We start from the raw sequence: 19252 nt of genomic DNA on the forward strand, positions 1-19252 counted from the left end.
AAAAAAGAAGAGGATTACTCCTCTTCTTCCTCTTCATCCGCAAAATCATCTTCATCATCGTCATCGATAATGGTGAGATCTTCCTCAATGCTGTCAGGTAATTCTTCTTCATCATCGGTGCTGTTGTCGGCGCCGATTTCTTGCAAGTCTGAATTGTATGCCGAGATTTCTTCATCCTCGTCATCATCATCATCAAAGAGATCATCTTCTTCGTCATCTGACAAATCAGTATCCTCAGGATCATCATCGTTATAATCGATTGCGTCTTCATCATCGTTGATAAAGGCATTGACTTTTTTACGTTTGCGACGACGTGGTGTATCTTCATCCTCGTCTTCGATGCCATGGTTGACTTCTTCATCGATCGAATCAATGGCGTACCATGAACGTAAGCCCCAACGATTGTCGCCTAAAGAAATAAAACTACCGTCGATATTCAAGTCTGTATAAAACTGCGCCAATGAATCACGAATCTCGCTGTCTGATGTTTCAAGATAATTTTGGATTTGGTTGACCAAATCAGAAAAATCCATCACGTCACCGCGCTGCTCTAAAATCGCATGGGCAACTTCAATCATCGACAATTCGTTTTTATTTACACCTTCAAATACATTAATTTCCAAACAGGACACGTCCTTTCACAGTCTACTCCTAATCATACAAAATTACGGCTCAAATTGCAATTTTTTCTTTCAATTTCCCTTTGATCAAGCGGTAAATTCTAAAGATAGTTTGTATTCGCCGACTTTGTCAGCAGCCATGAACAAATCATAATCGATATCGATCTTTCCCGAGTATGGACGGTCTTTCAAACTAACGTGCAAGTGATTGGTGAAGGTGTGGAACATCATCAAGCCATACGGGGTTTGATAGCTCGTCTCTAAACGTTCCTTATAAGAAAATTTCAAGCGCATACGCATTTCCCCTGAGCGAATCAATTGAATCAGTCCGTCTGGCATGATTTTCATCGTAACGGGAATGTCGGTGCCATCTGGCTGGATCTCTTTGTAACGGATATATAAGGTATCACCGATCTTGACTGCTTGTCCTTGCAGATCAAACAGAAAGTTCTCTGTTTCCCCTGCTTGACGTACATTGGTTGTTAAATGAATCGAGATTGGGATTCCTTTTGATAATTCTTGCATGTACGTGTGCCTCCTTTGAAGATTTCAGTTTCATTCTTGCTTTTTTTTATGCGTTTGTCAATCATTTCAGTTGATTCTCCTTGGTCTATTTCTTCATTGAAAATAAAAAACGAAAACAAAAGCAAGTTTTCATTCTTTTCTCCAAGTAATTTTCCAAGAATCGTATATAATAAGGATAACAGCTATTTTTAAAGGAGTTTAACCGATTTGACTATCTATGTAATGGATCAAACCTTACCACGTATCCACAATCCTTATGAGCCGTTTGCCTTCACCGATGTTGCCACCGAAGCTGCTGGCAAACAGGAACAAGTTTATTGTCATTTTTGGCAGTTGTCCGATACGATGATTTTAGGCATGAAAGATACCCGGTTGCCGTTTTTGACAGACGGTCTGCAGGTTTTAAAAGAAGCTGGCTATGCCTCGATCATCCGCAACTCAGGCGGGCTTGGTGTAATCAATGATACCGGTATTTTGAATGTCTCCCTCATTTTCCCTAAACACTTGGCTGTCACCACGGATGCAGCCTATGAAATGATGGCAGCATTGTTGCAAACAGCCTTTCCTGAGCAGACAATTTTGGCTTATGAAATTGCTGACTCGTATTGCCCAGGCACCTATGACCTGAGTATTGATGGAAAAAAAATTGCTGGTACAGCACAACGACGGATCAAAGATGGCGTGGCTGTCATGATGTATCTGAGCATCAATGGCGACCAACCAGCCCGCGGTTCTCTCGTTCGTCGTTTTTACCAAGCAGGTTTGAAAGAGCGCTTTGGTACGAATGGCTATCCAGCCGTCAATCCTGCCAGTATGACCACTTTAGAAGCAGCCCTCGGCCGTAAGTTTACCACACAAGAGGTGATTGACCGCTTGCAAAAAGCCCTGCTTTCCTTGATCTCTGACCAATCCCTATATCTGCTTGAATCACTGGATCAATGGCTGACAGAAAATAACCTTAGCGAACAAATGCAGCAACGCTTAGCTGGCATGGAAAAGCGAAACCAACCAATAAAGGAGTTTAGCGATGAGTCTACCTTATAAATATCAAACCTTAGCGATAGAAAAAGTATTTCGTGACCCCGTTCATAACTATGTCCATGTACAGCACCAAGTAATTTTAGATTTGATCAATTCCAAAGAAGTACAGCGTTTACGACGCATCAAACAGCTGGGAACTGCTTCTTTTACCTTTCACGGAGCAGAACACAGCCGCTTTTCCCATTCCTTGGGCGTTTATGAAATCAGCCGCCGCATTTGCGATATTTTCCAACGCAATTATCCCATTGAAAAAGTCGGGCCAAACGGCTGGGATGACAAAGAGCGTTTAGTGACCTTGTGTGCAGCATTGCTTCATGATGTGGGCCACGGACCCTACTCCCACACCTTTGAGCATATTTTTCATACGGATCATGAAGCGATCACAGTGGCGATCATCACTTCTCCTGAGACGGAAGTTCATCAGATATTGAATCGTGTGGAAGCTGGGTTTCCTGAGAAGGTGGCAAGTGTTATCACTAAAACCTATCCCAATCCCCAAGTCGTTCAAATGATTTCCAGTCAAATCGATGCTGATCGGATGGACTATTTGCTGCGCGATGCTTATTTTACCGGCACTGAATACGGCACCTTTGATCTGACTCGCATTCTACGAGTGATTCGTCCTTATGAAGGCGGTATTGCTTTTTCTATGAATGGCATGCACGCTGTGGAGGACTACATCGTCAGTCGTTACCAAATGTATGTGCAAGTTTATTTTCATGCTAGTTCTCGAGGGATGGAAGTGATCTTAGCCCATTTGCTGGATCGAGCTGCAGAACTGTATCAAGTGGATTCAGAATTGTTTCAAGGCCATTCGCAGCTGCTTCTCCCATTTTTAAAACAAGAATTCACTTTAGATGAGTATTTGAAACTCGACGATGGCGTATTAAATACCTACTTTACCCAATGGACAGAAGAAAATGATCCAATCCTCAGCGATTTAGCCAAACGGTTCTTAAATCGTAAACCGTTGAAATCCGCCCGCTTTGGCGATGAGACGCAGTTGCCGATGATCAAAGAAATGCAGGGACTGGTGGAAAAAGTCGGCTTCAATCCCCGCTATTATACTGCCATCAATTCAAGCTTCGATCTGCCTTATGATTTTTATCGGCCGACTTCAGGCAAACATCGGACACAGATCGAATTACAGGAAAAAGATGGTTCCCTTGTGGAATTATCCCAAGCCAGTCAGCTTGTTGCAGCCTTAGCAGGACAAACCCAAGGTGACCAGCGCTTTTATTTTCCAAAAGAAATGATTGACCCCAACATCCAAAATCACTATGATTTATTTGGAGAGACGTATCAAGAGTTTGCCAAGCACATTCGCAATGGTGCTTTGATCAAACCAAGCCACTAGGAGGAACTTATGAGTATCAAATTGATTGCCATCGATATCGATGGCACCCTGTTGAACAACGACCGCAAGATCACCCCAGCCGTTTACAAGGCATTGAAAGACGCTGAAAAGCAAGGTGTACGCATCGTTTTGTGTACGGGACGCCCTTTAACTGGTGTCCAAGATTTATTAAAGGAACTAGACTTATTTACGGACAATGATTTCGTGATTACTTATAATGGCTCTTTGGTTCAAAAAACCAAAAACCAAGAGATCATCTCTGAATTTGGTTTGTCCCAAGACGACTATCTCTTTGTTGAGATGACTGCGAGAAAATTAGGGGTTCATCTTCATGTAGAAACCGAAGATACCATGTATACCGCTAACCGCGATATCAGTCCTTATACGATTTATGAAGCTTTCTTAGTCAACATGCCATTGAAATATCGGACACCAGAAGAAATGACTGCTGACTTGAATATCATCAAAATGATGATGATCGATGATCCCGAAATACTGGATCAGATCATCCCACAATTGCCGAGCAGTTTGACGGACAACTACAATGTGGTCAAAAGTGCTCCTTACTTCTTGGAAGTCCTAAATAAACAAGCCCATAAAGGAGCTGCTGTCAAAAAATTGGCGGAGCACTTAGGCATCAAACAAGAAGAAGTCATGGCGATCGGCGATAACGAAAATGATTTAACCATGGTGGAATACGCTGGTATCGGAGTGGCGATGGCCAATGCCACTGAAAATGTGAAAAATGCCGCAGATGTCCTAACCGCTTCAAACGAAGAAGACGGTGTGGCAGAAGTAATCAACAAGTATGTTTTAGCAAATAACTAAGTGTAAAAAAAGGCAGGTTTCCTTTTTATCGGAAGCCTGCCTTTTTTATTTTGCTAACCATTGTTCAACTGCCCATTTATGACTGCCGCGTTTTAATCGCTGAATCGCTTCTTCTGGCGTATGCCATGACAACTGATTGGTTTCTTCTGTCGGTTCGCAGACTTTTTTCCATTTGGTCATTAAATAGAAATAGCCAGGGTGATGGTAAAATGTATCGCGATGGCGTGAATAGAAGTATTCAACTGCTTCTCCTAAATAGGCAGCGATCTCCCCTTCAAATCCAAGTTCTTCTATTAATTCTCTCTGGATCGCTTCTTCTTTGGTCTCATTTGGTTCAATTTCACCGCCTGGTAAAAAATAGGCGCCATTGGGTGCTTGTACCAAGATCACTTCATTTTTTTCATTTGGAAGAACGACATACGCGCCATATCTTGATTTGTATGGTTTCCCCGCTTCTTTTTCCCCGAACACAATTTCCTTTTCTGGCATGATTCCCTCCACCAACACTTTCTTTCCATTTTACCCTATGCCAATAGTCTGGACAAGCTGGAAATAACGCCCTGTTATCTTTTATTCGTTATAAAATGAGAAAATATGTTATCATACAACTATCAAGATCGAAAGGATGATTTACCCATGAAAATGGCTCACACTTGTGTCCGCGTCAAAGACTTAACGGCTTCTCTAGATTTTTATCAAACTGCCTTTGGTTTTGAAGAATCTCGCCGTCGTGATTTTCCTGAACATCAATTTACTTTGGTTTACTTAACATTGCCTGGTGATGACTACGAGCTAGAGTTGACATATAACTATGACCATCCTGGCTATGAGTTAGGCGACGGCTATGGCCACATCGCCATCAGTACCGATGATCTAGAAGCGCTTCATGAGAAGCACCAAGCTGCCGGATTTGATGTCACTGACCTGAAAGGACTACCAGGAACTTCTCCTTCTTACTATTTTGTGAAAGATCCTGATGGCTACAAAATCGAAGTTATTCGCGAAAAATAAAGCGAAGGTGATCGATAAAAGGACCTCGTGTCCTTTTTTCTTTTTCGATCCATTTCGATTCATTTACTAGTAGAAAGGTTTGATCAAATGAAACCCATTATCGGCATCGCTGCTAATGAACGACCAATGATTGAAGAAGCAGAGCATTGGTTGTCCTATACACCCAAAAATTTTGTCACCCATATCCAACAAGCCCAAGGCATTCCCCTATTATTACCAATGGGTGTCGTGGAGGATGCTGCAACTTATATCAGCAAAATCGATAAACTCTTGTTAGCCGGTGGTCATGATGTCTCCCCTGACCATTATGGCGAAGATCCTCATCCTTTGATTCAAGGCATTCATCCTGATCGTGATGTCTTTGAATTGGCATTGATCAAAGAAGCAGTGGCTCAAAACAAACCGATCCTTGGAATCTGCCGCGGTATGCAGTTACTAAATGTCGCATTTGGTGGGAGTTTGTACCAAGATCTCTCTTTGATCGATCACCCAACGATCAAACACGTGCAATTGCCAACGTTCTTTCAATTCCCTACACATCGGGTGGAAATCAAGGCAGACAGTCGTTTGGCTGCTCTTTTAGGCACAACCTATCACGTCAATTCTTTTCATCACCAAGCAGTCAAAACAGTTGCGGATGATTTCAACGTGACCGCCACCGCTCCTGATGGTGTTGTTGAAGCCATTGAATCCACCGCCTATGGCGCACAGATCTTAGGCATTCAGTGGCATCCTGAACTAGCCGCTCACAAGCTGCCTTCTGAGCAATCGATTTTCGACTTTTTTGTGCAGGAATTCTAAAGGCCTGCACATTGTTTTCTAGATTCTAGCCACTAAAAAACGCCCGATCACAAAAAGGATCGGGCGTTTTGTCTATTTCTCATTTTTCATTAACACCAGTGATTGTTTCAACGTTGCCAAGATGCCATTGTCGTTATAGATCAAGACATTTGATTTGTACATTTTTGCAGAAACCAGCATCAGGACGATCGTGGTAACAGCAAGGATCCCTACTGAAATCAACGCTCCGCCAATCCCCACTGTATCATTAGCAAGCCGGACTGGCATAATATACGAGGACAAGAATGGGATATAAGAGGTTACTCGTAAAACAACGTTATGCGGATCCATACCGCCTAGTACGATTCCTAGCATATACCCGCCCAATGAAAGATACGTCACTGGAATAATGGCTTTCGCCGTATCTTCTGCTTTATTCACTAACGACCCGCAAAGGGCTGACAAGACAGAATAGATCAAGATTCCTAAGAAGACGAAAACGATCGCAAACACGAGGAAAGGACCAAAAATGCCATCTGACGAAAAACTTGCCAACAAGTCTTTTACCATCGAGTTGTCCTTGATCCAGAAATAACTCCCGCCAAAAATCGCAACATACGCAACTAGCTGGGTTGCTGCAACCATGATTACCCCAGTCAATTTGGCGTAGTAATGGGTTTGTGCTCGCGTACTAGACAAAATGACTTCCATAATGCGTGTGCCTTTTTCAGAAGCAATTTCTTGCGCAATGATTTGTGCGTAAGTGATGATAAAGAAAAAGAGAACGATTGTTGCGATGGTACTAACCGCTGCTTGCATCGCGGTATTATCTTCTCCATAGGTCATTTCGCCATCTTCACTGAAGGAAACTTTTTGCCGGTCAAGCGGTGCAACTTCACTAAGAACTGCCACTTGCTCAGCCGTCAAACCAAGCTCGCTAGCTCTATAGGATGACTGCAGGCCCGTCAATAATTGTTGGATCGTCAGCTCTAAAGCTTGCCCCATCGAAGACTCGCTTAATAATTCCCCTTGCAGCGTATCCCCAGAAGAAGTAATAACTAGCAAGGCATCAGCATCTTTGTCTGCCAATTGTTGTTGTCCTTGTTCTTCGCTTTCCACAACTTCAAATTCAAAATCATCGCTACTTTGCTCCACAAAGGTCTGCGCAATAGCCGGTTCATTCGCATAAACAGCAATTTTATCGACACTGCTCATACCATCAGCAAAATAACTAATTAGATAAAACCCGCCCATTGCAATGAATGGAACCAATATCATAATCAAAAACGAAATTGATTTGATATTTTTCTTATAAACATCTAATGCGATTACCCAAAACTTATTCATTTTTTTTTCCTGCCTTCCGCTTAAAGATTTCTTCTAACGTTGGCGGTTGTTGATTGAACATAGGGATATAACCATCCGCCGTCGCTAAATCAAATAAGGTTTTTCCTACTGCAGGATCAGCGATCGTAATATCATAGCTGCCGTCTTCTCTAGCAATGACTTGCTCGACACCTGACACTGCCAAAAGCTGTTCTTTCGTCAAATTAGACTCTAAATAAACTTTCGTTCGTCCAAAGGATTCACGAATTTCATGGACCTTTCCGTTTAAGACCGTTTGACCATCTCGTAGCATAATCAAGTGATCGCAGATTTTTTCTACATTATCCATATTATGGCTGGAGAAAATGACGCAAGAGCCTTTTTCTTTCAGTTCAATGATCCCGTTTTTCAACAGTTCCGCGTTGACTGGGTCTAAGCCACTAAACGGTTCATCTAAAATCACTAATTTTGGTTCATGGATCAATGTTGAGATTAGCTGAACTTTTTGCTGATTTCCTTTTGATAAAGATTTGACTTTATCAGTTTTCTTGCCTTTGACTTTAAACTTGTCCATCCAATAGTCGATTTTTGGTACGATGTCTTCTTTCTTTTTGCCTCGTAAACGCGCGAAGTAGATCAATTGATCTTCAATCGTGACTTTTGGAAACAAGCCGCGTTCTTCTGGCAGATAGCCGATAATATTGTATTCTTTTTCACTAATTTTGTGACCATCCCATAATATTTCTCCTTGATCGGCTTTCAAGAAATCCAAGATCAATCGGAATGTTGTTGTTTTTCCTGCTCCGTTTTGACCAATTAAGCCCATGATCTGCCCATCATTGATGGTAAAGGATAAATGATCAACTGCTGTATAATCCCCAAATGTTTTTACTAATTGTTTTGCTTCTAACACATGCTCACCTTCCCTGTCTAATAAAATATATCACTAAAGAAAAAGCCGATAACGGCACCAATGATTGCTCCGACAAACATCAAAATGACTGTATCACGAATTACCCGTTGTCGCTTCGCCAGTTTCTCTGGTTCATTGTAATAACTTGCTCGATTTTTATATAAGAATTTCATAATGATCGTGGTTACCCCGATACCAATCGGAATAAACACAAGGCCAGTGAGTACTCCTAGTCCGAAAGATTTAAACGGATTTGTACGAATATTGAAATAACTAGCAATAAAATATATTGCTGCTAGTATTGCGAGACTGATTACCGAAAACAGAATCGATTTTTTCATCAAATATCGTGTCTCGTTATCAATCCGTTCTTGATAGCTTTCTTGATCACTGAAAATCGCCGGTGTATCTAGTGACGCTTTAAAATAAAAATACCGATCTTTATAATTGCTAATGTAGGTCCAGCCCCCAGCTTGGTACATCGCTAAGTAGTCAACGATCTCAGATGGTTCCCCTTCGAAAAAGTCCACTGCATATTTGGTCACTTCTGGTTTTCCTTTGATAAACTTCAAAAAACCTAAACGATTCATCTTTACAAAATGCCAGCCTAGTGACGCTTGTTTTTGCAGACGAACCATTTCCTTTTCTGGATAGTAGGCGACTCCAAGAGAAAGAAGATATTTCTTATTGATGCCCATCTTGATCACCTCCTAACGCTTCGAAGACTTGTTCTCCGATTTGATAAAACAATTTGCGTCGCTGAATATCTTTTTCCAGAATTTGTCTTCCTTCTAATGTAATCTGATAGATTTTTTTTCGATCAACGCTTTCTTCTAAATCGATCCACCCCTTTTTCGTAAGCTTTTTCAAAATCGTATACATCGTTGCGGGGCCAATCTCAAATGTTCCTTGGCTTAGGTCATCAATCTGTTTCATGATGAGATACCCATGTTTTGGCTTTAAAAGCGCTAATAAAATCAAATAGGTCGAATCTGTCAATGCCTCATCCATTAGATTCCTCCATCCATCACCTATATCACTTAATGATATATTATCGAATGATATAGCCAGCGTCAATCTTTTTTTTTGGAAAATAAAAGCCGTCTCCGTTGACGGAAACGACTTTTGATCATCAATTAGCAATTTTGACAGGCGTATTATAAGGCATGTTATAGTAAAACCATTTGGCATCCGGCACTGCTAATCGAATACAGCCATGAGAAGCCCGAGTGCCTAATTTTCGTCCTTCAACGGAACTAAAAGCATTGGTGGACCAAGCGATACTCGTTGGAATCGTATGGAATAAATAGACCCCATGGTCTTTAAAGGAACGGTAGTAGGCAGCCCCTGAAAAAGCTAAGCCTTTTTCTGCTTGAATGCGGAAATTCCCTAAAGGTGTTGGTGTATTAAAGGCACCGGTCGAGCAAAGCATCGTATAAATCACTTTATTCCCTGATTTGATATAAACCCGCTGTTTGCTGATGGATACTTCAATGTTTAAGTTTTGAACGTTTAATGAAGGATATTTCCCTCCTGTAGTATACATCCAAAAATTGCTATTTACATTTGTGGTTTGATTTTCCTTGACCCAACCGATTCGACCAGCTGGCGAAACGAGATACAAGTAATTGCCATCACTTGTTTTTGCTAGTTTAGTCGCTTGTGCCATATAGCCTTTGTAAGCACTCTTTTTCCCAAGTTTCGTACTATTTGGATCGGCTTTTTCAAAGAAATTGCCATCTCCATTCTTAACGACCACATAGCGGCTAATGTTGCTTTGAGAAGTGATCGTATGGGCATTGGTCACTCCGCTTGCATTGATGTAGCCCAGCCATTTGTTGTTGAGATAGAGTGAGTAGTAGGTGGAGCCGTTGAAATGTTGATATTTCCCAGTAACTTGGATATTCTTATTCATGTAATTTGCGCTACTGCCTTTTTTCTTCGTAAAAGCTAAATCTTGCCATAAGGTATAATTCTTGCTTTTAAGGCGGACTGTGCGTTTTTCGCTTTGCCAAGTACCACCTTGATTGTTGGCGACCGTTGCTGCATCGGCATTTAAGTAGCCAATCCATTTTCCGTTAGCATCATAAAGGGACAAGTAGACACCGCCATTGATGTGGTTATATCTTCCTTTTGCAAGATAGGTTTTTCCCGCTAATTTCGTGGTAGTGTTTTTCTTACTCGACCAACGGAAATTTCCCCAAATCGTGTAATTTTTCTTGGTCAATGTCACATATTTTCCGTAGGATTGATAGGCGCCTTGTGCATCCGTCGTTAACTTAACACCCGAGGCATTGATATAGCCCAACCATTTATTGTTATTTGTATAAAGGGAATAGTACGTCGACCCATTCAAGTGACGATATTTCCCAGTAACTTTGACTGTTTTGCCATTTAAAGCGGCTGTCGTTCCTTTCTTCGCTGTCCAATTAAAATTTTGCCATAGCGTATAATTTCCGCTGATGATTGTGGCATATTTTGATTCAGATTGCCATGCACCCCCGGGTGAAGTCGCTAGCTTAACACCGGCGGCTTTTATCCAACCGATGAGAACATTTTTATTTGAATACAATGCGTAATAGGTCACTTTATTATTCGTCGTGAATACTTCTTTGATTTCAAAGGTTTGACCATTAATGCTTGAAGAGGTGCTCGTTTTTTTATCTAAAAACACATCTTGCCAAAGCGGTTCTTTCGCACTTGTGATGGTTGCATATTTCTTCTCGGTTTTGAAGGTTCCGCTGGCAACTTTCACTGCTGCTTCTGCTACGACACCGACAACCTTTTGATCGTCGCGAATTTCAAGATAGGTCTGCTTGTCGGTACCTTGATACTGTTTGACACTACGATATACCCTGCCAGCTAATTCATCGATCGTTCCTTGTTCGATCAACTGACCATTTTCTAATCGGTAAAGGATTTTTTGTGTTTCTGGATCCGTTGCGGCGATCGACTTGATTTTTACATATTGGTCATTATCTTCTACTTTCTTAACATCGATTTTCGCAACATCTGGTTCTTCAGAAGATTCTTCCGTCGATTGAGTAGATGAATCTTGTGTGGTCTCGGTCTGACTAGTCTCAGTCGTAGCCGTGCTAGTACTTGACGTTGTTTCTGATGAAGAGGTAGACGTTGATGAGGACTCTGTTGCCGTACTTGACTCTACACTCTCAGTGCTGGCCTCTTGAGATGATGCTGCGCTTTCTTCTGAGAAACTTTCTGACGTCGTCTCTTGCGCAGCGAAAGAAGCTGTTGTCGAATCCCCGTCATTTGCTGCATAAACTTGTGTGATCGTTCCTACAATGGGTGCGATCAGTACCCCAACAATCGCAACGCCTTGAAATAACCCGCGTTTTAACTTTTTCATTTTTATTCCCCCTTTAATCCTATTTTGGTATCACTTTCTTACTATATGAACGAGATTTTTTTTAGTGCCACTCCCCACTTTAAGTATACCACTGCCTAAAAGAAAATTTGAAAAAAACGTCCCCAAAATAAAAAAAGCAATAGCCACTTTCGGCTATTGCTTAAAAAACATTTCTTCTATTACATATGTTCTGCAACTAAAGCTTTCAATTGATCTTTTGTATGAACCCCAATTGCTTTATCAACCACTTGTCCGTCTTTTTTCAACAACAAAGTTGGGATAGACATGATTCCGAATGAAGCAGGTGTTTCAGGATTTTCATCCACATCCATTTTCACGATCTTCAATTCGTCTTCCTCATATTCATTCGCTAATTGTTCCAAGATCGGTGCTTGCATACGACAAGGGCCACACCAAGTTGCCCAAAAATCAATAAGGACTAAGCCTTTATCTGTTTCTTCTGAAAAAGTTTTATCGGTAATTTCTTTTGCCATCGTACTTCCCCTCCATTTTTAAAACTAAAAAAAGTATACCACGTATCGGAAGTTTTTTAAAATCGTCTGCTTACAAAAGGTAAGGGTTCTTAACGTTTAGTTAAACTTCACAATGGTCGCTCCATTGCCTCCTTGATTTGCTGGGGCAAATTCAAAACTTTTCACCGAGCGATGGTTTTTTAGGTAGTCAGTGATCCCTTGACGCAATGCGCCGGTTCCTTTACCGTGAACGATCGTCACCTGCGGATAACCTGCCAAAATTGCTGCATCCAAATACTGATCCACTTCATTGAGGGCTTCTTCGTACCGCTTGCCGCGTAAATCCAACTGATTGACCACTGGACTGCTGTCAGCAGAACGAATCGTATTAACGATACGCTGTGTAGGCTCCTTCACTGGCGCTGCTGGTTGGAGATCTGTTTCTGGCAAATTCATTTTCAGAATGCCGATTTGGACTTGCCACTGATTTTTACCGGCTTTTTTCAACAGTACCCCGCGCTGCCCATAAGAAGTTACGAGTACCTCGTCTCCTTCTTTCAGCGTCTTGGCTGCTTTGGCTTTTTGCAGAACCTTGTTTTTTTGCAGATGTTCTTCTTGCTGCAGTCCTGATAGCTTGGTGCGCGCATCGATCAGTTCGTGTTCTTTGACCTTCGTTTGACCGCCGGCTAATTGCATTTTACGAATATCAGCAATGATTTTTTCAGATTCCTCTTTGGCTTCTTCAACGATCTGATTGGCTTTTTGCCGAGCTTTCGCCAATTCTTTTTCGCGTTCTTCAAAGAAATAACTATAGGCTGCTTCTAGCTCTTGGTGCAAGCGGGCTGCTTCTTTTACATGATGACGAACTTCCAGATACTCCGTTTCCGTCATTTTGCGTCGATTTTCCAAATCAGCGATCATTTCATTCAGATCTTGACTTTCTCCATCCATGATCTCTTTGGCTTGGTCAATGATGGTATCTGGCAAGCCAAGTCTTTTCGAAATCTCAAACGCATTGCTTCGTCCTGGAACCCCGATCAACAAGCGATAGGTTGGACTTAAGGTATCAACATCAAATTCCATAGAGGCGTTGATCGTATTGGATCGGTTATAGCCATAAACTTTCAATTCTGGATAATGGGTCGTCGCCATGACATAAGCCGACTTAGCCCCAAGTTCGTCCAAAATCGCAATCGCTAGTGCCGCCCCTTCTTGAGGATCGGTCCCAGCACCTAGTTCATCAAAAAGCACCAGACTTGTTTCGTCGACTTTTTTCAACACATCAACGATCGTTGTCATATGTGAAGAAAAGGTCGATAGGCTTTGCTCAATGGATTGTTCATCACCAATGTCCGCAAAAATTTCATTGAAGACCCCCATTTGGCTTTCTTCTTCTGCCAGAATTGGTAAGCCGGCTTGGCCCATGATCTGCAACAGCCCTAATGTTTTTAAGGTGATGGTTTTCCCACCGGTATTCGGCCCAGTAATGACAACAGCTTGATAGTCTTTTCCAATCGTAATATCGTTAGGAACGACTTTTTCTTGATCGATCAATGGGTGACGTGCTTGTTTAAAAAAGACATGGTTATCTTGATTGATCGCTGGTACGACCGCCTTCATCTCTTTCCCAAAGCGAGCCTTGGCATTCATGAAATCCATGATCCCGATCACATACGCATTATGGAGAATCTCTCTTTGATATGGGGCTAACTCTGCTGATAATTCTGCTAAAATACGAGTGATTTCGTCCCGTTCCGCAATTTGATGTTGACGCAAACGGTTATTTTGTTCCACTACTTGTTTTGGTTCGATAAACAAGGTTTGACCAGAGGAACTTTGGTCGTGAACCACGCCGCCAAAAACACCTCGGTATTCTTGTTTGACTGGAATCACATAACGCTCATTTCGCATGGTTACGATCGTATCACTTAGATACTTTGCATTGCCACCTCGGACGATGCCATCCAATGTCTCGCGAATCGTCCGTTCTGCTCGTCGGATCGATTGGCGAATTCCCCGTAGTGCTGGAGAGGCATCGTCTGTGACTCGGCCATCCTCATCGATAGCTTCTTTCAAGCGACGATTCAAGGTTGGCAAAGACACCAACTGTTCTTCCCAGTGATACAAGCGGGAAAATTCAATCTCACTTTCAGACAAATCAGCAAAAAAGCGTTTCAATTCTTGCGTGGTTGATAAGACGCGGGCAACTTGTGCCAATTCAACGCCGTTTAAATCTGCGCCGATTTCGATCCGTTTCATTTGGGGACGAATATTCTCAATTTTTGGTACAGGGATTCCGCCTCTTAAACGCTGGATCTTGATCGCGTCTTCTGTTTCTGCTAGCCAAGAGGAAATAACTTGCGCATCACTTGATGGCACAAGCTTTGCTAAGGCTTCTTTTCCTTGGGCTGTTACGATATACTGACCGATTTGACTCTTTACTTGTTCAAATCCTAAAACATCAAGGATCTTAGTATTCATTCTTTTCTCACCTGCTTTGTTTTAACTTTTTGTTCCTAAGAAAAAGGCAGAATGGCTCTGCAACCATCTGCCTGCTTTTTACCCAATCACATCTGTGATCCACAATCGATAGAAGTAATCTGAGAGAATCGGTGACCGATCAACGATGAAATTCGCAGTTCCGCTCGTTTCAAACAGATTTTGAATCGTGGCAAACGGGATCATTGAGAGAATCATGAAAAACATATACAAATTGATATACATCAAGATGACATTCAAAACACCCGCAACTGCCCAGTCATAGCCGCCTAAAAAACGTAGGCGTTTGTAACGCAAACTGTCTGCAAAAATCACTAATAGTTTGGTGATCAGCCAACCAGCAAAGAGTACCATCACAAAAGCGATGGCCGCATAATAGGCTTTGTCTAAATCTAAAGCCAGTTCCATATCGTAGTATTTTAACTTTGAATCCGCCGTTACTGACATATAAGGAACATAGAGCTCAATTTTTTTCGCAATTTCTTGGTAATTCGCAACTGCAAAGAAAAAAGAGATCAAATAGCCCAAAACTGAGACCAATTGTAAACTGGTTCCGCGCCGCGCGCCGCCATAAAAGGCTGCCAACAACAAAACCAAGACAAATAATCCAATCATTTAGGAATCCTTTCTACGCCGCACTACCCATGGGCTGTCTTTTCTTGAATTTTTCGTTTCCTTTGTTCATTTAAGATCTGTTGTGCTTCCACATGATTATGGATCTCCACATCACTGCGACCTGTCTCATCGAGAACTTTCCGTGCTTCGGATTCGATCGCTTCGATCCGCTTGATACGATTCTCAAGCTCCGTTGCTTTAATGGCTTGTCCCCGCAATTCGTCCACTTTTTTTTGTAGGACCAACAGCTGTTCTTGTTTTTTCAGCTGGTCGGAAACAGCGTTGATCGCTAATAAGATCGACGCTTGTTCTTGATCGGTTTGTGGCGACAATTGCATGATCTCAAGCAGTTGGTCATTGACCAATCTTGTCACCATATCCATGTGTTCTTTGCTTTCGCGTCCAATAATCGTGTAACTTTGATTCGCGATAACTGCTTTATAGCGTTTCTTTTGCTCCGTCATAGGAATATTTCCTCCCATTGCTTACATTCTGCTCTATTCTATCACTTATTGAACATGTGTCGCAAACTCTTAACTATTATACGTGATTTTCTTATGAATTTCCATGCCAATCGTTTGTTTGCTGATCGTCTTAGTAAAAAAGAATAAGAAGTATGGTAAAATCTTAAAGTATCCTTTTGTCTACCTAAAAAAAGACAAAAAATCAGGAGGAATCAAATGAGTACGATCGTTATCAAAGTACCAACTTCAACTATCCAAAAAATGCAGCAATTTTATCAACGAGAATTGCTGGCGAAGAAAGTTCCTTATACAGTGTTTGTCGCCAAAAAAGGGCCAACGACGATCACTGCTTATACGTCTGGAAAAGTCATGTTTCAAGGAGCGACTGCTGAAAAAGAAGCTTCCTTATGGGGCGACACGGCTAGTGCTGTACCGGATAAGAAAAAAGCGCCTGTTTCAACCACTGCGTTGCCAGCAGGATTTAGCGAAAAAAGCGTCGTCGGCAGTGACGAGGTCGGCAACGGCAGTTATTTCGGTCCTTTGGTGGTCTGTGCCGTCTATGCCAAAAAAGAGCAATTACCACAGCTGAAAGCCTTAGGTGTCAAGGACTCAAAAATGCTGACAGATCCAGAGATCCGTAAGATGGCGCCGAAAATCAAAGAATTGGTTCCTTACCAATTGCTCACTGTCACGCCCAGCAAATACAACGAGATCCAACCAAAATACAACACGGTCCGAATGAAAGTTGCTTTGCATAATCAAGCCATTCGTTTGCTTTTGCAAAAAATTGCTCCTGAGACACCAGATGCCATTTTGATCGATCAGTTCACAAGCGAAAAAAATTATCGCACCTATTTAAAGTCGGAACAAGCAGCGGTCACCGAAAAGCTCTATTTTGCAACGAAAGGTGAACAATATCATCTAGCAGTAGCGGCAGCCTCTATTTTATGCCGTACAGTCTTTTTGGATGAATTAGAGGCAGCCTCCAAAGAAGTCGGTATGCGTTTGCCTTCTGGCGCCCACGCAGCTGCTGACCAAGTTGCCGCAAAATTACTACAACAAGGTGGCATAGCACTATTGAGCAAATATGCCAAACTGCATTTTGCGAATACCGAAAAAGCACAGAAACTTGCTAAGCTGTGAGTTCTCGTATTTTCAAAAAAACTGCCCTGCTTCTGATAAAGGAAGCGGTGGCAGTTTTTGTCCTCAATACCAGTTGAATGCTGCGAATCAAAGCCCTAAGCCAGCTGCTTCGATTCCCATCGTGATCAACCCAGCTAAATAATTTTCTGAAAACCGATCGGAAAAGTGTAATTTTGGCAAGACGCCATACTGAAACACTGCTGCCAGCTGCTTTTCCAAAAAGGAGCGCGACACGAGCGCCTGCCACTCAGAGGGTAAAAACAAAATGACTTGATGCGGGTCCGTCACTGCCACGATCGCTTGAAGTGTGGCAGTCACTTGTTCTGGGATCGCCTCTTTTGCCAACGGGTAAGAAGCCGTGTAGAGATGCGGCAAATGCTTGATTTCGCCACTTAAATGGTTGGCTCCTTTAAAGAGCTGTTGGTCGATGACCAGTCCCGCACCTGGCGGATAATTTTTCGGAAAATAAATGCCAGCCACGATTTTTTTCTCTTCTTTGAAATGAAATACCGCAGCATTCACGTCATTCTCAATAAGCGCTTTTACAGCGATCTCTTTTTCAATCAATTCCCCTAACGCCATGTCCTTAAATGCCGGAGCATCCATGATCTTCAGTCTTCCAGCAATTTCCACACCCGGAATCCCCACGACTGCCAAGCCGATTTTCGGGTATTCCTGTTTTATCTGACGAATCACTTGCAAGAACTGCGGCAATCGGCCCTCTGCTGACTGCTCATGATGCAAAATGTTCCCCACGAGATCAACAACTGAAAAACGAATCACGATCTGCTGGTCTTCTTCGATAAACTGAATGATCAACAACAGTGTCCGTTGTGCATTGTACTGGTAAGCCGCAGCTTGACGTCCTCCCGTTCGTTGCGGTTGATCCGTCGTCAAAAGTAGTTGCTTTTCAATCAATTCAGGAAGCAACTTGTTGATCGTTACCACGCTTAATTGAGAGGCATCTGCCAGTTGGCGCTTGGTCATAGGCGCTTGCTGCTGCTTTAGCAAATTCAGCAAAACTGCCTGATTATGTAATTTAATGGTCGTTGGCTGATAAGCTTTCATTTTTCTCCCCCTCAACGCTCCTATTTTAACAGATAAAAAGCTGGGAATATACCTTTATTAATTTTGTTAACAAAGGTATAATAGAAGTAACTTATTAAACAAAGTTTACTAAGTTCAAAAAGGAACGAAGAAAGAACGACGCATGTTGCTTATTAAAGGAGTTGTCGATAATGAAAATTGAACACATCGCACTATATGTCAATGATTTGGAAAAAATGAGGACATTTTATGAAACCTACTTTCAGGCGGTCAGCAACCCAAAATACCATAATCCGAAAACAGGCTTTCAGTCCTATTTTTTGACCTTTGATTCTGGAAGTCGGTTAGAATTAACGACCAAGAAATTTTTAAGCCCTCGTGTCAGTGAAAGCTTAGGCTACACTCACCTTGCGATAGCAGTTGGTGATCAAGCTGACGTCGATCGATACGCTCAACGGTTTGTTGAAGATGGCTACCCTCTTTTAAATGGTCCTCGTACAACAGGCGATGGCTATTATGAAGCAGTTGTCCAAGACCCCGAGGGCAATTTGATTGAATTAACCACCGACGATTTACCGTCTTAGAAAGGATTTTGCAATGAAAGAAGACTTTGATTATCAAGCGATGTTGGCTGGTCAATTGTATCAAGCTGCTGGCATTCTCCCTGAGAATGGTTCAGCGGAGGGAAAAAAACGGGCCCAGGAAATCAACCATTTACCAGTCGATGACCGAGAAGGAATCATCGCCAAAGAAAAAGTACTCTTTGGCAAATTTGGGCAGCATTGCTTTGTCCAGCCCCCCCTTTTTGTTGATTATGGTCGCCATGTTGAGATTGGTGATCACTTTTATGCCAATATGGATTGCATTTTTTTAGATGTCAATAAGATTCTGATTGGTGATCATGTGATGGTGGGACCACGGGTCAGCTTCTATACTGCCGGCCATCCAATCGATTCTGTGATCCGCAGTCAAGATTTGGAATTTGGCCTACCGATCACCGTCGAAGATTACGTTTGGATCGGGGGTAATAGTACGATTTTACCAGGTGTCACGATCGGCAAACATGCCATCGTCGCTGCTGGTTCCGTCGTCACAAAAGATGTGCCGCCGAATACGATCGTCGGTGGCAATCCAGCCCGTGTGATCCGTGAGATTCAGCCGACTGACAAAGAGCATTGGGAGACTGCCGCCCAGCTCTATCATCAAAAACGAGCAGACTGGCAGAAGCAGCAAAAATGACGAA

General features: G+C 42.3%; 21 protein-coding genes. 8 read left to right on the top strand and 13 right to left on the bottom strand.

Going from position 1 to position 19252, the window contains the following annotated elements:
* Window positions 1-14: 14 nt before the first annotated feature.
* Both rpoE and IAE45_RS05420 read right to left on the bottom strand, forming a co-directional pair.
* Complete coding sequence (rpoE, locus tag IAE45_RS05415) at window positions 15-623, bottom strand: DNA-directed RNA polymerase subunit delta (RefSeq protein ID WP_005234347.1); 609 nt, start codon at window positions 621-623, stop codon at window positions 15-17.
* Between the two features lie 84 nt (window positions 624-707).
* Complete coding sequence (locus IAE45_RS05420) at window positions 708-1145, bottom strand: DUF1934 domain-containing protein (protein ID WP_077451789.1); 438 nt, start codon at window positions 1143-1145, stop codon at window positions 708-710.
* Between the two features lie 222 nt (window positions 1146-1367).
* On the opposite strand from IAE45_RS05420, the gene IAE45_RS05425 reads away from it, so the two are divergent.
* Genes IAE45_RS05425 through yidA form a run of 3 tightly spaced genes read left to right on the top strand, consistent with a single transcriptional unit; the run spans window position 1368 to window position 4371 of the window.
* Window positions 1368-2189, top strand: coding sequence for a lipoate--protein ligase family protein (locus IAE45_RS05425; protein ID WP_442784170.1), 822 nt, complete (start codon window positions 1368-1370; stop codon window positions 2187-2189).
* Window positions 2173-3543 (top strand): HD domain-containing protein, encoded by a 1371-nt coding sequence (locus IAE45_RS05430; protein WP_200125315.1) that lies wholly within the window; start codon window positions 2173-2175, stop codon window positions 3541-3543. Before IAE45_RS05425 ends, IAE45_RS05430 begins: the two co-directional genes overlap by 17 nt.
* Before the next feature lie 9 nt (window positions 3544-3552).
* Window positions 3553-4371 (top strand): sugar-phosphatase, encoded by an 819-nt coding sequence (gene yidA, locus IAE45_RS05435; RefSeq protein WP_016619757.1) that lies wholly within the window; start codon window positions 3553-3555, stop codon window positions 4369-4371.
* 45 nt (window positions 4372-4416) lie between these two features.
* Here yidA and IAE45_RS05440 read toward each other — a convergent pair whose 3' ends face one another.
* Window positions 4417-4860 carry an NUDIX hydrolase gene (locus IAE45_RS05440; RefSeq protein WP_005234342.1) on the bottom strand — a complete coding sequence of 148 codons (444 nt, stop codon included), beginning with the start codon at window positions 4858-4860 and terminating at the stop codon, window positions 4417-4419.
* 147 nt (window positions 4861-5007) lie between these two features.
* Between IAE45_RS05440 and gloA the strand changes: the two genes are divergently transcribed.
* Together gloA and IAE45_RS05450 are read left to right on the top strand one after the other, a co-directional pair.
* Window positions 5008-5382 carry a lactoylglutathione lyase gene (gene gloA / locus IAE45_RS05445; protein ID WP_005234340.1) on the top strand — a complete coding sequence of 125 codons (375 nt, stop codon included), beginning with the start codon at window positions 5008-5010 and terminating at the stop codon, window positions 5380-5382.
* Window positions 5383-5469: 87 nt separating this feature from the next.
* Window positions 5470-6183, top strand: a complete 714-nt coding sequence (locus IAE45_RS05450; protein WP_194195074.1) for a gamma-glutamyl-gamma-aminobutyrate hydrolase family protein — start codon at window positions 5470-5472, stop codon at window positions 6181-6183.
* A 72-nt stretch (window positions 6184-6255) separates the two neighbouring features.
* On the opposite strand, the gene IAE45_RS05455 is transcribed toward IAE45_RS05450, so the two are convergent.
* From IAE45_RS05455 to zapA, 9 genes are all read right to left on the bottom strand, one after another.
* A complete protein-coding gene (locus tag IAE45_RS05455; protein ID WP_200125317.1) occupies window positions 6256-7509 on the bottom strand; it encodes an ABC transporter permease in 1254 nt (417 codons plus the stop codon).
* Window positions 7502-8401, bottom strand: a complete 900-nt coding sequence (locus IAE45_RS05460; RefSeq protein WP_200125319.1) for an ABC transporter ATP-binding protein — start codon at window positions 8399-8401, stop codon at window positions 7502-7504. The genes IAE45_RS05455 and IAE45_RS05460 overlap by 8 nt, the downstream gene beginning before the upstream one ends.
* Window positions 8402-8418: 17 nt before the next feature.
* On the bottom strand, window positions 8419-9099 hold the full coding sequence (locus IAE45_RS05465; protein ID WP_200125321.1) for a DUF2812 domain-containing protein: 681 nt from the start codon (window positions 9097-9099) through the stop codon (window positions 8419-8421).
* Window positions 9086-9412, bottom strand: coding sequence for a PadR family transcriptional regulator (locus tag IAE45_RS05470; RefSeq protein ID WP_077451805.1), 327 nt, complete (start codon window positions 9410-9412; stop codon window positions 9086-9088). Before IAE45_RS05470 ends, IAE45_RS05465 begins: the two co-directional genes overlap by 14 nt.
* Before the next feature lie 121 nt (window positions 9413-9533).
* Window positions 9534-11768: a L,D-transpeptidase gene (locus tag IAE45_RS05475; RefSeq protein ID WP_200125323.1), complete on the bottom strand. Its 2235-nt coding sequence runs from the start codon at window positions 11766-11768 to the stop codon at window positions 9534-9536.
* Between the two features lie 179 nt (window positions 11769-11947).
* Window positions 11948-12262, bottom strand: a complete 315-nt coding sequence (gene trxA / locus IAE45_RS05480) for a thioredoxin (RefSeq protein WP_005228645.1) — start codon at window positions 12260-12262, stop codon at window positions 11948-11950.
* Window positions 12263-12358: 96 nt separating this feature from the next.
* A complete protein-coding gene (locus IAE45_RS05485) occupies window positions 12359-14722 on the bottom strand; it encodes an endonuclease MutS2 (protein WP_194195078.1) in 2364 nt (787 codons plus the stop codon).
* Window positions 14723-14800: 78 nt separating this feature from the next.
* The gene (locus IAE45_RS05490) at window positions 14801-15355 is read right to left on the bottom strand and encodes a CvpA family protein (protein ID WP_005234314.1); all 555 of its coding nucleotides are present in this window, start codon (window positions 15353-15355) and stop codon (window positions 14801-14803) included.
* Window positions 15356-15378: 23 nt separating this feature from the next.
* On the bottom strand, window positions 15379-15819 hold the full coding sequence (zapA, locus tag IAE45_RS05495; RefSeq protein WP_005228634.1) for a cell division protein ZapA: 441 nt from the start codon (window positions 15817-15819) through the stop codon (window positions 15379-15381).
* 216 nt (window positions 15820-16035) lie between these two features.
* On the opposite strand from zapA, the gene rnhC reads away from it, so the two are divergent.
* On the top strand, window positions 16036-16962 hold the full coding sequence (gene rnhC, locus IAE45_RS05500; RefSeq protein WP_086291899.1) for a ribonuclease HIII: 927 nt from the start codon (window positions 16036-16038) through the stop codon (window positions 16960-16962).
* Between the two features lie 87 nt (window positions 16963-17049).
* On the opposite strand, the gene IAE45_RS05505 is transcribed toward rnhC, so the two are convergent.
* Window positions 17050-18030 (bottom strand): ROK family protein, encoded by a 981-nt coding sequence (locus IAE45_RS05505; protein ID WP_200125324.1) that lies wholly within the window; start codon window positions 18028-18030, stop codon window positions 17050-17052.
* Between the two features lie 170 nt (window positions 18031-18200).
* Between IAE45_RS05505 and IAE45_RS05510 the strand changes: the two genes are divergently transcribed.
* Window positions 18201-18593, top strand: coding sequence for a VOC family protein (locus IAE45_RS05510; protein ID WP_016619764.1), 393 nt, complete (start codon window positions 18201-18203; stop codon window positions 18591-18593).
* A 13-nt stretch (window positions 18594-18606) separates the two neighbouring features.
* Entirely contained in the window at window positions 18607-19248 is a 642-nt protein-coding gene (locus IAE45_RS05515) for a sugar O-acetyltransferase (protein ID WP_086291897.1), read from the top strand.
* The last annotated feature ends 4 nt before the right edge of the window (window positions 19249-19252 follow it).

This window comes from Enterococcus sp. S53 (assembly GCF_016516865.1).
In the GTDB taxonomy this organism is placed as follows: domain Bacteria; phylum Bacillota; class Bacilli; order Lactobacillales; family Enterococcaceae; genus Enterococcus_D; species Enterococcus_D innesii.